Source organism: Paenibacillus sp. OK003, assembly GCF_900109515.1.
Classification (GTDB): domain Bacteria; phylum Bacillota; class Bacilli; order Paenibacillales; family Paenibacillaceae; genus Paenibacillus; species Paenibacillus marchantiae.
This window is the reverse complement of sequence record NZ_FOBD01000003.1, coordinates 455,091-468,946: the sequence shown is the minus strand read 5'-3', so window position 1 is coordinate 468,946 and position 13,856 is coordinate 455,091. Positions and strand designations below refer to the sequence as shown.

General features: G+C 42.6%; 13 protein-coding genes and 1 pseudogene. 11 read left to right on the top strand and 3 right to left on the bottom strand.

All coding sequences use genetic code 11. The annotated features are described in order from the left end of the window. The first annotated feature begins 4 nt into the window (after nucleotides 1-4). Together BMW94_RS06870 and BMW94_RS06865 are read left to right on the top strand one after the other, a co-directional pair. A complete protein-coding gene (locus tag BMW94_RS06870) occupies nucleotides 5-1,450 on the top strand; it encodes an amino acid ABC transporter substrate-binding protein/permease (RefSeq protein WP_090996166.1) in 1,446 nt (481 codons plus the stop codon). Beyond that, nucleotides 1,443-2,171: an amino acid ABC transporter ATP-binding protein gene (locus BMW94_RS06865; RefSeq protein ID WP_090996161.1), complete on the top strand. Its 729-nt coding sequence runs from the start codon at nucleotides 1,443-1,445 to the stop codon at nucleotides 2,169-2,171. Before BMW94_RS06870 ends, BMW94_RS06865 begins: the two co-directional genes overlap by 8 nt. 87 nt (nucleotides 2,172-2,258) lie before the next feature. On the opposite strand, the gene BMW94_RS06860 is transcribed toward BMW94_RS06865, so the two are convergent. Beyond that, complete coding sequence (locus BMW94_RS06860) at nucleotides 2,259-3,110, bottom strand: MurR/RpiR family transcriptional regulator (RefSeq protein ID WP_090996158.1); 852 nt, start codon at nucleotides 3,108-3,110, stop codon at nucleotides 2,259-2,261. 180 nt (nucleotides 3,111-3,290) lie between these two features. On the opposite strand from BMW94_RS06860, the gene BMW94_RS06855 reads away from it, so the two are divergent. The 4 genes from BMW94_RS06855 (at nucleotide 3,291) to BMW94_RS06840 (ending at nucleotide 7,559) form a co-directional block, all read left to right on the top strand. Then, on the top strand, nucleotides 3,291-4,310 hold the full coding sequence (locus tag BMW94_RS06855; RefSeq protein ID WP_090996155.1) for a Gfo/Idh/MocA family oxidoreductase: 1,020 nt from the start codon (nucleotides 3,291-3,293) through the stop codon (nucleotides 4,308-4,310). Nucleotide 4,311: 1 nt separating this feature from the next. Further along, nucleotides 4,312-5,298 carry a Gfo/Idh/MocA family protein gene (locus tag BMW94_RS06850; protein ID WP_090996153.1) on the top strand — a complete coding sequence of 329 codons (987 nt, stop codon included), beginning with the start codon at nucleotides 4,312-4,314 and terminating at the stop codon, nucleotides 5,296-5,298. A gap of 129 nt (nucleotides 5,299-5,427) precedes the next feature. Then, complete coding sequence (locus BMW94_RS06845) at nucleotides 5,428-6,336, top strand: AraC family transcriptional regulator (RefSeq protein ID WP_090996150.1); 909 nt, start codon at nucleotides 5,428-5,430, stop codon at nucleotides 6,334-6,336. A 230-nt stretch (nucleotides 6,337-6,566) separates the two neighbouring features. Beyond that, nucleotides 6,567-7,559, top strand: coding sequence for an aldo/keto reductase (locus BMW94_RS06840; protein ID WP_090996147.1), 993 nt, complete (start codon nucleotides 6,567-6,569; stop codon nucleotides 7,557-7,559). 66 nt (nucleotides 7,560-7,625) lie between these two features. Here the strand turns inward: BMW94_RS06840 and BMW94_RS06835 are convergent, their stop codons facing one another. After that, entirely contained in the window at nucleotides 7,626-8,531 is a 906-nt protein-coding gene (locus tag BMW94_RS06835; protein WP_090996144.1) for an AraC family transcriptional regulator, read from the bottom strand. A 161-nt stretch (nucleotides 8,532-8,692) separates the two neighbouring features. On the opposite strand from BMW94_RS06835, the pseudogene BMW94_RS30865 reads away from it, so the two are divergent. The 5 genes and pseudogenes from BMW94_RS30865 to BMW94_RS06815 all read left to right on the top strand — a co-directional run. Then, nucleotides 8,693-9,052: pseudogene (locus tag BMW94_RS30865) on the top strand (DMT family transporter); the annotation flags it as partial. Nucleotides 9,053-9,058: 6 nt separating this feature from the next. Beyond that, entirely contained in the window at nucleotides 9,059-9,604 is a 546-nt protein-coding gene (locus tag BMW94_RS30860) for a DMT family transporter (protein ID WP_254790153.1), read from the top strand. 57 nt (nucleotides 9,605-9,661) lie between these two features. Beyond that, nucleotides 9,662-9,994: a chaperone CsaA gene (gene csaA / locus BMW94_RS06825; RefSeq protein ID WP_090996138.1), complete on the top strand. Its 333-nt coding sequence runs from the start codon at nucleotides 9,662-9,664 to the stop codon at nucleotides 9,992-9,994. A gap of 192 nt (nucleotides 9,995-10,186) precedes the next feature. Further along, nucleotides 10,187-11,377: a glycoside hydrolase family 5 protein gene (locus tag BMW94_RS06820; RefSeq protein ID WP_090996135.1), complete on the top strand. Its 1,191-nt coding sequence runs from the start codon at nucleotides 10,187-10,189 to the stop codon at nucleotides 11,375-11,377. Nucleotides 11,378-12,054: 677 nt separating this feature from the next. Further along, nucleotides 12,055-12,900, top strand: a complete 846-nt coding sequence (locus BMW94_RS06815) for an AraC family transcriptional regulator (protein ID WP_090996131.1) — start codon at nucleotides 12,055-12,057, stop codon at nucleotides 12,898-12,900. 71 nt (nucleotides 12,901-12,971) lie between these two features. Here the strand turns inward: BMW94_RS06815 and BMW94_RS06810 are convergent, their stop codons facing one another. Continuing rightward, on the bottom strand, nucleotides 12,972-13,775 hold the full coding sequence (locus tag BMW94_RS06810; RefSeq protein ID WP_175480603.1) for an AraC family transcriptional regulator: 804 nt from the start codon (nucleotides 13,773-13,775) through the stop codon (nucleotides 12,972-12,974). Between the last annotated feature and the right edge of the window lie 81 nt (nucleotides 13,776-13,856).

Here is a 13,856-nt window from a genome sequence, read left to right as displayed (position 1 = left end):
ACATATGAAAACAACCAAGGTCTCATTTTTTGTACTATCACTAATTCTGCTCCTAGTGGTGGGGTTATCCGGATGGTCGGGGGATGCCAATGCAAACTCCAATTCAGGTAAAACCTATGTGATCGGCACGGACATCACATTTGCACCGTTTGAATATCAAGATGAAAACGGGGATTATGTAGGCATCGATATGGATTTGCTGGATGCGATCGCCAAAGACCAGAACTTTAATTATCAAATCAAAGCCTTGGGATTTAATGCGGCTGTGCAAGCTCTTGAATCCAATCAGGTGGATGGCGTCATCGCCGGGATGAGTATCACGGATGAACGAAAACAAAAGTTTGATTTTTCAGAATCCTATTTCGATTCAGGTGTAGTTATGGGTGTGAGCGCAAATAACGATACCGTAAAAAGCTACGAAGATCTTCGCGGTAAAAAAGTCGCCGTGAAGACGGGCACAGAAGGGTACAGCTTTGCTGAATCTATTTCCTCAAAATACGGCTTTACCATCGTTCCGTTTGATGATTCTTCGCAAATGTATGACGATGTAAAGACGGGGAACTCCGCAGCGTGTTTTGAAGATTATCCAGTACTGGCTTACGGGGTAAATCAGAATAACGGTTTAAAAATTGTGACCAAGAAAGAAGACGGGGCTTCCTACGGATTTGCGGTAAGCAAGGGACAGAACCAGGAACTCCTAAAGATGTTTAATGACGGCCTAACGAACATTAAGGTAAGCGGAGAGTATGATCGTATTAAAGAGAAATACCTTGGTGAAAATGCCGTTGTCGCAAACCAAGGTCGTTGGGAATTAGTCCAAAAATCTCTGCCGGCACTGTTCAAAGGTCTGGGAAATACCCTCTTATATACGATTATTTCGCTGTTTTTCGCTTTTATCATCGGCTTGATCTTTGGCTTTATGAAAGTGGGACAGAATAAGGTCCTTCGCGGGATTGCTACTGTATTCGTGGATATTTTCCGCGGAATACCGTTGATCGTCCTGGCATTCTTTATATATTTCGGGATTCCTCAGGCGATGGGCTTCACCATGCCACTGTTCCTGGCAGCCATTCTAACGCTTAGTTTGAATGCAGGAGCGTACGTAACGGAAATTATTCGCGGTGGAATTCAATCAATTGATCGTGGACAGATGGAAGCCGCCCGGTCATTGGGACTTCCTTATCGCAAAGCGATGATAAAGATTGTAATCCCTCAGGCCATACGGGTTATGATTCCTTCATTTATTAATCAGATGGTTATTACATTGAAAGATACGTCGATTTTGTCCGTCATTGGTCTGGTGGAGTTGACGCAATCCGGGAAGATTGTTATCGCAAGAACATTCGCCTCTTTCGACATTTGGTTGACTGTTGCGATTATGTACCTGATTGTTATCATCACATTGACTAAAATTGCTGACTACCTGGAGGTGAGGGTTCGTCGTGGGTAAAATTAAAGTAGAAGGATTAAAGAAAAGTTTTGGCACGAATCATGTGTTGAAAGGCATCGATATTTCGGTCAACGAAGGTGAAGTGGTCTGTGTCATTGGACCTTCCGGTTCAGGGAAAAGTACGTTTTTGCGCTGCATTAACCAGTTAGATGAGATCACAGCTGGACGGGTTATTGTAGATGATCGGGATCTAAATGATCCCAAAACGAACATTAACAAGGCTCGCGAGAATATAGGTATGGTATTTCAGCACTTTAACCTGTTTCCTCATTTCAGCGTGCTCAAAAATATTATGTTTGCACCCAGAGAACTTGGGATATTAAAAGAACAGGAAGCACGCGAGACGGCATTGCGTCTGCTTGATCGGGTTGGTTTGTCGGATAAAGCAGACAGCTATCCCAACCAGCTTTCGGGCGGACAAAAACAACGCGTAGCGATCGCTCGTGCGCTTGCCATGAATCCGGACGTAATGTTATTCGATGAACCAACTTCGGCACTTGACCCCGAGATGGTAGGCGAAGTCCTTGGTGTAATGAAGGATCTTGCGAGCGAAGGTATGACGATGATTATCGTGACCCATGAAATGGGCTTTGCCCGTGAAGTTGCGGATCGGGTTGTCTTCATGGACGGTGGATATGTTGTAGAACAGGGCACTCCTGATGAAATATTCGGAAATCCAAAAAATGAACGGACGATCAGCTTCCTGGAGAAAGTACTCTAAAAACATACCAAAAAGCCTTCAAGACTTCGTTCTTGAAGGTTTTTTGGTATGTTGTAATTACCTGCTTTTACACCCGGACCTCTCATATCACTCCTCCAAATGGAAATTCTTCAACGAATATGTAATCATTTGCATGTTTTTGGCGTAGTCAATTTGAAAAATACAGGAATAAATCACGTTTAATACGTAATCAAAGGCAATTTGTGATGAAAATGTACCGATCTTTGCATGTTTTGTTTCGTCATTCGGCACCTGGATACAGATCGTGCTCATTTTGGCCAACTCACTTTGATGATTCGCGGTAATCGTAATAAATGGAATTTTTTCACGCGAGAAATGTTGGGCTGCCTTTAGGAAAATGGGCGATTTTTCATGGTAGGTCAGAAAAATGGCGCAATCCTGTGCCGTTAGATTTATGGTATGGTAAGCCCATTCGGATAGCTCTGTTGTAATCACGACGTATTTATTGATTTTAATCAATTTATTCTGAAAGCTCTTCGCGCGAATCTGAGAATCCCCCAACGCATAGATGAAGATTCGTTTCGCCTGATCCAGCAAATCGGCTGCTTCTGTTAGAGAGGCTTCATCCATAAAAGCAAAGTTTTTCTCAATCGTTTCTTTCATTAGTTCAGCTATATCTTTTGCCACCTGGAGTGAAGATTCACCAAGAGCGAACGGATAATTGGGATCGACATTGGAGATGTTCTGAGCATCCTGCTGAAACTCTCGGGCAAGCTTAATGCTGAACTCCTTAAACCCTGAAAGTCCAAGCTTATGAGTTAAGCGGTTGATGGCAGAATGTGACGTGTATGTAGCTTTGGCAAGCTCTTGAATATTGAAGTGAAGCATTAGCTCCTTATGCGTCAGAATATAAGAAGCGATACTTTTTTCATTTGGTGTAAAGTTGTTCATGTCTGTTAATTGGGTCAATATTTTCAACAGGTTCACCCCGGATTCATTGAAATAACGTTGATGTAGAGCGTCCAGTAAACATTATGTTTAAAAAGAGGGCATCCGAAATACGAATTATTGGTCAAATGTACCGTAATTTCTTCAAAGCTCCTCCGGAGGATTTTCTTCTTCTATAATAAATGAAAAAGAGCCTAAGGGGGAATTCATATGTTAACCATCGGTTACATTGGCAATGGAAAAAGTACAAATCGTTATCATCTTCCTTTTTCATTGAATCGGGATCATTTGAACGTAAAAACGATATACGCCCGTCATCCGGAGAAAACGGATTGGGAGAAGGCGCCTGGCGTTCTGTATACAGATGATCTTGCAGCTTTAATGAATGACGATGACATTCAGTTGGTCGTGGTCTGTACACATACCGAATCCCATTATGAGTATGCAAAGATGGCCCTCGACCACGGAAAACATGTACTTGTGGAGAAACCTTTTATGCTGACCAAAGAAGAAGCCGATTCCATTTTTCAGTACGCCAAAGAAAAAAATCTCTTGATTCAATGTTATCAGAACCGACGATATGATTCGGATTTCTTGACGACCAAGAAAGTGATTGAATCAGGAAAACTTGGCGATTTGCTGGAAGTGGAGATGCATTACGATTATTATCGACCGGAGATCCCGAATGTTACCACCCATTTTTCCAAATACAAAAGTTATTTATACGGGCACGGTGTTCACACCATTGATCAGGTATTATCCTATTTCGGGAAACCGGACAAGATATATTACGATGTTCGTCAATTGCTGGGGCCTGGCAGAATGAATGATTATTTCGATCTGGACTTTTATTATTCTTCGCTGAAAGTATCAGTCAAATCCAGCTTTTTCCGCTTAAAGCCACGCCCGAGTTTTGTAGTATACGGCAAAAAGGGGGTATTCGTAAAACAAACGGAGGATCGTCAAGAGGAACATCTGAAGTTATTTTACCTTCCCAAAGGACATCCCGATTTTGGTAAGGATTTGCCTCAGCATTATGGCGTACTGACGTATCTGGATGACGAAGGAATATATCATGAAGAAAAAGTAACTTCTGAACAAGGCGATTATGCAAGAGTGTACGATGATATCTATGAAGCCATCCACCATGGCAAAGAAAAAGTGATTCAAGACCAAGAAACAATCGCGGTTATGGAAATATTAGAAAAAGGTATGGAGGAGTGTAACTAATATGAAACTCGGAATTGTCGGAGCTGGAATGATTGTAAGGGATCTATTAAGCTTTATTCATGAAATTCCTGCGATTACGTTGGAGGCCATATGTTCCAGACCTGCTCATCAGGATAAATTGCTGACTCTGCAAGAGCAGTATGGAATTGCTCGAATACATTCAGAATATAGCGAAATGATTACGAATGATGAAGTGGATACGATCTATATCGGACTTCCAAATCATCTTCATTATGCATATGCCAAAGAAGCGTTATTAGGCGGTAAACATGTGATCTGTGAGAAGCCGTTCACTTCCAATCTGCAAGAATTTCTTGAGCTTAAAGAGATTGCACGGCAAAAACAGCTGGTGTTGGTTGAAGCCATCACAAACCAATATTTGAAGAACTATTTGTCCATGAAGGAGAATCTGCCCAAACTGGGTGACATCAAAATTGTGGAGTGTAACTATTCCCAATATTCATCCCGCTATGAGGCTTTTCAGGCTGGAGAAGTGCTGCCGGCATTTAATCCGGAAATGTCTGGTGGAGCCTTGATGGATATCAATTTGTATAATATTCATCTGGTTGTGGGTCTTTTCGGGAGCCCGAAAAAGGTGGAGTACTGGGCCAACATGGAACGCGGGATTGACACTTCAGGTATGTTGCTTTTGGACTACGGTGAGTTCAAGTGTGTTTGCATAGGCTCCAAAGACAGCACAGCGCCCAATGCAATGAACATTCAGGGCAATAAAGGATATATCCACATGACGAGCTCGGCCAACATATGTGAATCCTTTGATCTTGCGCTGCATAAGGAAACGCCGATTCGGGTAGATATTAAGGATCATCCTCATCGCATGTATGACGAGTTTGTTGAATTCGAGCGTATGATTCGTGAACAAGATCTGGAGAAAGTCACAGCTATGCTTGAGCATAGCGAGAAGGTGATGGAGGTTATTGAACAAGCCAAACAATCTGCCAATCTTGTATTTGGACCTGATCGATAATTCAATCTGAAATCTTCGAATGATGATATCTTTTTGTGCATTTCCCAAGATGACGTGTTAAAATGCGGTGAAAATGGCAACCCGTTTCCTGTTATTCTAATATTAAAAGCTAAAAAGGCGGGACTGTTCATGTCCATGAGAAACGGAAAGACCATCAAAGCACCACAAGGACTGGAACGTGCACCAGACAAACAAGGAAGCATAAAGCAGAACGGGTTATCCGTCATTCAATTCTGTTTGCATACACAGGGGACAACAGGTTCCTATTTTCTGAAAGATCATATGTTGTTGTTCGTTATATCAGGCATGTACACGGTTCGATTCATGGATCAGGAGTACACTGTACGCAGTAATGAAATGGTGTTTCTTCACAAATCAATTCGCATTGATTACATAAAGTCGGGTGAACAAGGATCGGAGTTCATACTGGACTATATGATGTTTTTCCTGAACGAAAATATGCTTGCGGAGTTTATTCAGTTTTCTGGCTTCAAACCGACGGATACCGTGAATGAAATCGTGCCGGTGTCCATTATTCCGGTCAATGAACTCACCCGCTCTTATATAGCGTCATTGAAACCCTATTTCGAAAATCCAGACGAGGTACAAGACGGACTGATCCGGCTTAAATTCATGGAACTCCTGTTTCATCTGGCGCAGGCCAATGATCATTTCTTACACCAACTTCTGCAACCAAATCATGATAAAAACAGTAACATCGGCAAAATAATGGAGGAGAATATCACCAATCCCATCTCCATAAGTGATCTGGCTTATTTGTCCGGCAAAAGCCTGTCTACCTTCAAAAGGGATTTTCAGGCCCTCTACCACACTTCACCCTTGAAGTGGATTCGTAATCAGAGGCTGGATAAAGCCAAGAAACTGTTGGCCGAGACGTCTCTATCCGTTACCGATGTCTGTTTCTCAACAGGTTTCGAAAACGTTGCTCATTTTTCCAAAGTGTTTAAGCTTCAGGTCGGGCTTCCGCCCTCGGAGTTTAGACAGCAATGCAAACGAAGCGAGGCAAAAATCACATAAAGCCAGCTTAATCGGCCCATACTTTAAGCATAAGTGACTATGTACTACTGTTGAGTAAAGCGCTTCGCGATAAAATATCGTGAAACGCTTTTTTTTTCATTATTTGAGACACATGAGCTAAATAAACAAATCCAATGAGCTTAGCAGCAAAGAAATGCATCTATTTTCTTGTTATTGTTGTCTCATGCTACAACGTTGTCTCAACCTAAATGTCTGAGGAGGATTAACCAATGGAATATGTGAAATTAGGAAATACAGGCATGGATGTATCTCGACTTTGTCTTGGCTGCATGGGATTTGGTGAACCAGGGCGTGGATTTCATCAATGGGTGCTGGATGAAGAGAATAGTCGTCCCGTCATTCAGAAAGCCTTGGAGTTAGGTATTAATTTCTTTGATACAGCAAATGTATATGCAGGCGGAACAAGTGAGGAAATCCTCGGTCGGGCTCTCAAGGACTACGCTAATCGAGATGAAATTGTCCTTGCAACAAAAGTCTTTTCCCGCATGCATGATGGTCCGAATGGCGCCGGACTTTCTCGAAAGGCAATTATGAGTGAGATCGACAAGAGCCTCAAGAGGCTGGGAACGGACTATGTGGATTTGTATCAAATTCACCGCTGGGACAACCATACCCCTATTGAAGAGACCATGGAAGCATTACATGATGTGGTGAAGGCTGGGAAGGCAAGATATATTGGTGCATCTGCCATGTCAGCATGGCAATTCCAAAAGGCTTTGTATGTTGCCGAGAGAAATGGATGGACCCGCTTTGTATCGATGCAGAACCACTATAACCTGATCTACCGTGAAGAGGAAAGGGAAATGATGCCTCTTTGTCAGGAAGAGAAAATCGGAGTAATTCCTTACAGCCCACTTGCTTCTGGCCGGTTGACCAGGGATTGGCAGGAAACAACACAACGTTCCGAGACGGATCAGGTTCAAAAGGCCAAATACGATGCGACAGCCAGCACCGATCAATTGGTGGTAGAGCGGGTTGCAGAAATCGCCGAAAAACGCGGCGTTCCCCGTGTACAAATCGCTCTTGCCTGGTTGCTGAACAAGAATCCGGTTACGGCTCCGATAATTGGCGCTACGAAGACATCCCATCTCGAAAATGCAGCTGAAGCTCTGTCGATTGCATTAACATCAGAAGAAATGGCGTGCTTGGAAGAGCCGTATGTACCTCATCCGGTATATGGACTCAATGTTGGATTTAAGTAATGTAAGAAGAAGAACCAATCCGGAAAGCGGATTGGTTCTTTTGAGCAGAACAACAGAGAAAACAGACTAATTCATTCTTTGTTGTTTGATCTCATTACTCGAATTCCGAAAACCCTTAGGTGTTTGGTTTTGATGTTTTTTGAAAGACTGAATGAAGTTATTTACATGATTAAAACCAACCCTATGAGCTATTTCAGTTACTGTATAATCAGTTGAAATTAATAGCTCCATGCTCTTTTTGATCCGGTACTTAATTAAGTAATCATACGGTGTCATATGAATGGTTTTCTTAAAACTCCGGGTGCACTCCGAGATGCTTAGATGTGCTGCATCAGCAATTTCTTGCAGCGTTATATTGGTTGAATATTGTTGATGGATAAAGCTGAGCATGAGTTGAAGGCGCTCTTGCTGAAGTTTTACATATTTGGGCGCTTCCTCGGAGGAAAGCGTAATATTATGAATCAATATTAGCCACAATTGTACGGTTTTAATGGAAACCTCATATTCCCATCCCCACTTTTTTTTCATATCAAATCTCTTTTTCATATCCCATAACATATTTAGCACGATCTGTTGCCACTCTACATCACCCTCGATTATCAGCGACACTAGAGCAGAGTCCGTATAAGGTAATACATAGTTTTTCTCCATGGCACTATCCGCGTAGAAGGCTAACAGCTTTTCAGGGAAATTAAAGCTCACATATTGACCGTTGTGGGTCAGATGCGTCGTAACATGCAGGACTCCCTTATTAATTAGGATAGCTTGACCAGCCAATAGCTCATGATCAACACCGTTTACCTGTATAACTAACCTTCCTTGAGTAACCAATGTAATCTGTAGTTCTTCATGCCAATGCAGGTCATTGAATCCTCTACCTTCAGGAATAATTTTCTCGGAATTAGCCGTGTACATAATGTATGGAAATGAAGCATCAGGGAAAAGAATCGTCTCGTGAAGCTGCTTTGACATTTAAATGTGTCCTTTCGAATGATGATATTTATATATAATATAGCGATATTGTTACACAATTAAAACATTAACGATGATATTATTATATCCAATCTTTGTTTTATCACTATAATCCTGTGCACAGAATTTGGATAGAACATGTTGAAGGAGCAAGTTTAGAAATGAATAAATCGTTGAATCCGCCTCATCCGTACATGCTGCTTTTTATCAGCATTTTGTCCATCTCGATCTCTTCCATATTGATAAAGTCCTCAGAGACGCCAACCTCTGTAGCTGGGATGTACAGATTATTCATAACCGTAATACTAATGCTTCCTTTTGTTCCCTGGAAAAGTCTTCGAAACCTTAAGATGAACAAAAAAGATTGGAGTGTTGTGTTGTTAGCCGGACTCTTTCTCGGGTTACATTTCTTATTTTGGATGGAGTCATTGGTGCATACCTCTGTTGCAAGTTCCATGGTCATTTTATCGTTGCAGCCCTTATTTGTAATGGTCGGGTCATACTTCATCTTCAAGGAACGAGCAAACATGGTTACCATCCTATGCATGGTCACTGCTCTTGCAGGATCAGTCATTATCGCATGGGGCGACATCGGGGTGTCAAGAGAGGCACTGATCGGAGATGGATTATCTTTATTAGGTACAATCGCGGTTTCGGCATATATGCTTGCTGGACAAAAAGTAAGTCATAAAATCGAGGCAAATGTGTACAGCGTTATTGTTTTCTTCCTTGCGGGAAGTGTCTTGCTTATCTACAGTCTATTCAATCATATCTCCCTGACCGGATATAACACTTCAGATTGGATGTATTTCTTGTTGCTTGCCATAATTCCAACCATCTTTGGACAATTACTAATAAATCTATTATTGAAATCTTTAGGCGCAACGACTTTATCTGTGGGTATTATTGGAGAGCCTGTTCTTGCCATCATACTCGCCTTTGTATTTCTGGGAGAAACCATCTCTCTGTTTCAGTTTATAGGCGGGATGATGACCGTACTCGGCATGGGGGTTTATTTTTGGGCAAAATCATTGCGTTATACCACTTCTAACGTTTCTGAGTATCGAACTTGACATGAATTTACAGGAATTATTCTAACCATTAGACAAGTAGAAGAGGAGAATATATATATGGCTACCATTGATGATTTTTTGAAACTGGATATTCGCGTCGGAACCGTTACAAAAGCTGAGTTTTTTGCAGAAGCGAAAGTGCCTGCGATCAAACTTGAGATTAATTTTGGACAAGAGATTGGAATAAAAAAGTCTAGTGCACAAATTACCAAAAGATATGCAGCCGAGGAACTGGTCGGAAAACAAGTCATAGGGGTAGTGAACTTTCCACCGCGCCGGATAGCCGGGTTTAAATCAGAAGTATTGGTTCTGGGAGGAATACCCGAAAAAGGGGATGTCGTTCTGTTAAAACCAGATATCGTACTGCCTGACGGAACTTCGATTGGATAATAGCTCGTTTTGTCATATTGGCGTAACAGACAACGGGTAAGATGGCTATCGAGGTGATTGACTTTGAAGAAAATATCAACCAAATCGAGTTGGCCTATCGGAAAAAATGTTTTACTCTCAGCGGCCATTTTGATTGCACTAGCTGGATGCAGTTCTAACTCAGCTTCTCCAAAGCTATTGGAGATTTCAGGGATGAACAGCAGTCAGGAGGAGAAGCAGGCCGTTCCTTCGGAGAAAATGAGCTATTGGAATGAACAGCGAAAAGGGACTAATTTTATGAACTCCACATCCCTGCCTGACAACTATGAAGCAGCCAAGGAACAGGGTATTGAGTTCGTCCGGCTTGCGCCTGATAAGTGGAGTAAGGATCGAGATTTTTTGTTCAATGATAAGCCGGATAAACATATTAACGCAGATTTTTTGATAGGCAGCTCGGATAAGTACGAAGGTATCGTGGAAGCGGATTTTGCCCGACTCAAAGCGGATCTCGATGCCGCCGAGGCTAAAGGGATGAAAGTGATTATTACGGTGCTTAGCTTACCAGGAGATCGCTGGCGGCAGTTCAACGGGGCCAAGAATGATGATCGGATCTGGAATGATACTAAATATCACAAGCAGGCCGCTCAGTTTTGGAAGGATCTTGCACAACGATTGAAGAATCATCCTGCCGTCATCGGCTATAACCTGATTAATGAGCCTCATCCGGAAACGGGTACGGGTTTTCATGACTTCTGGACGCAGGATTATTCGGAGTGGTATGCCAAAGTGGAACATACCGCAGCTGACCTGAATTCACTCTATGACACGATAACCAAAGAGATCAGGACGGTAGACCAGACAACTCCCATCATTCTGGATTCGGGGCTCTACGCAACACCTTGGGCTTTTACGTATCTGAAACCGATTGATGATCCTAACGTGCTGTATGCTTTTCACATGTATGAGCCTTATGAGATGACAAGCCAGAACAAGAAAAAAGGATTTACGTATTCTTATCCGGGGAGCGTAAAGGTTGGAGATGATGAGACGGAAAAAGAGTTTAACCGTCAGGCTCTGAAACAATTTGTCGAGCCTGTCGCCAAGTGGGCTTCTGATCATAACATACCTGCGAACCGGATTATAGCTTCGGAATTCGGAACGAATCGAATGGTTCAAGGTGCAGATCGCTACATGGCAGATCTGATATCTATCTTTAATGAATACGGATGGCATTGGGCTTTCTATGCATTTCGTGAAGATACATGGGATGGGATGGACTATGAATTAGGCAGTGAGAAGCCCAACTGGAAGTATTGGGATGCCATTGAAAAAGGAGAGCAGCCAGTACGCGGTACGGCAGACAATCCGATCTGGAATGAGATCAAGGAAAGCCTGACGAAGTGAACCTGATATTGGAGATTGGCGAGATTGGAAAACTCTTAATCAGAAAATTTCCTGTTGCGTTCGACAGGATACTTTGTTGTTCTGGACGCTCCGGTAGTCGGCGCTTTGTCAGGGTATGCGATCGCACAGTCTCTATATTGAATCCGTATGCCAGGGGCTGTTTGTATTCGGCCATAATTTTGGTCGTGGCGGTGAGATCATCTATGGTGAGACACATACAACGACATTGTATCATTGGAAGGCCAACTGAAGTTTATTTAGGACAGCCTTCTTTCGGTAAAGTAGCGTTTATACCAAAACTTCAAGAAAGTTTTAAATTAGAATATATTGTAAAAAATAAAGGCAGACGATCGATACTGATCGGCTGCCTTTATTCAACTAAAGGTTGAGCAGGCTAATCAATATGAAGAATAGCCTTTCCAGTAAAACTTCTTTTCAACAGATTCTAAGCAACGGACCCAATACAGCATAATCCCATCCTAAATGTTTTTCTTCATTCCTTGCGATGATCTAGCGGATTTTAACTTGCAGTTAACCGTTTTTCGTGAAGAAATGAAGTTATAATTAAAATTATGTTCATCCCATATATACACCCTTATCGGACAAATCAAAGCACATTTTGACAGGCTCTTGGATACGTCTTCATCTATTATTGAAATTAAGGAGTGATTAACTATATGAACTGGATTGAATCGTTACAACTGGCTATTCAATATATGGAAGATCATTTACTGGAAAATATGTCTATCGAGCAGATATCAGCTCAAGCGCATATCTCTCCTTTTCATTTTCAACGTACGTTTGCCTTGTTAACGGATGTTACCGTAGGTGAGTATATAAGGAGGAGACGATTGACCTTGGCCGCAAATGATCTTCTGTTGAGCGATCAAAAAATCATTGATCTGGCGAACAAATATGGCTATGACACTCCTGAATCTTTTTCCAAAGCTTTTCGGAGACTACATGGAATTTCACCTAGTGAAGCACGTAAAAATAGTACCTCCGTCAAAGCGTATAATCGTCTTGTTATTCAAGTCAGTCTAAAAGGAGCAGAACCCATGAATTACAAAATTGTTGAACATCCCGGAATTACGTTAGTTGGAATAAAGCAAACATTCTCCTATGTAGAGGGTGAACATTTACGAGGAATCGGGCAGATGTGGCAAGAAGCATATACGAGTGGTATGGAAGATCGTTTATTTGAATTGAACAATGGTGGTATCAAAGGATTACTTGGCGTGTGTGTGGATCAGAGTGAAATCGAGGAGAAGCAAATGGAATACTGGATAGCTACAGCCTATGATGGTAAAGTGCCGGAAGGACTAGCCTTATTCACGATTCCTCCTTGCAAATGGAGTGTATTTGAAGTACAAGGGCCGATGCCCGAGAGCATGCAGAGCCTATGGAAACAAATTATTTCCGAATGGTTCCCTTCGAATCCATATGAGCATGCGGGTATACCCGAACTAGAAGTATATCCAGGTCCGGGTCATCCTCCGCAAATCTGGATTCCGATTAAATAAAATGCTATATACTGCCTTCCAGCAGTGCTTCGCCTGTTACGAATCGCCCTTGGAACTCTTCAGGGGCGATTTTATTTTTCTTGTCTTGTTGCTAGATAATGAGCCGGAGAATCTCCGAAAGCACGTCGAAACATAGCAATAAAATTACTTGGCGAGGCGTACCCAAGTGCATCAGCAATCATTCCGACGGAATCCCCTTGTGCCAACATCTCCAAAGCATGTGTCAAACGGGCCTGTTGCCGCCATTGGGCAAAGGTTAATCCCGTATCAGCCAGAATCAAACGCCGCAAGGTACGCGGGGAAAGGGCGGCCCAAGCAGCCCAATCATCCAGCGTTCGATTGTCCTCAGGATACTTCAGGATTTCATTCGCAATTCGCAAGAGACGGGATTCGGAAGGCATAGGCAAGTGCAGAGGCTCCAACGGCGCTCGAACGATTTCATCCAATAGTACAGCGACTATTCGTTCCTGCTGAGGCTCTAAAAAGTCCTGGTCATACCAAGACACTGTTCGACGCACCAAAGCGTACATCAGTTCCGAAGTACTGATTACACATGGATTGGATGGCAAATCGCGACTGGTGTCAGGGAGTACGAGCACGCACCATCCACTCATCGCGCCGCTGATACTAACCTTATGTCGTACATCTGGTGGTATCCAGCCTGCCCGGTGTGGGGGGAGCAGCCATGAACCCTGAGCGGTGCGAACATGTATAAGGCCGTTCTCAACGCAAAAAATCTGTCCGCGCTTATGACTGTGCCAATCGTATTCACGGGTGCCTAACTGAAAATCATTGGCTGGATCTTCATTACCCCAGAATGCAATTAGAGAAGGGCCGTCCAGCCGGTCACTATAATCAATAGTCTCCTGTTTCATGCCAGTTGATTCCTCCGTGGCCATTTCTCAATATATTTTGTCCGAATAGCGTTATCATGCCATTCCATTCCTATTGTAAGA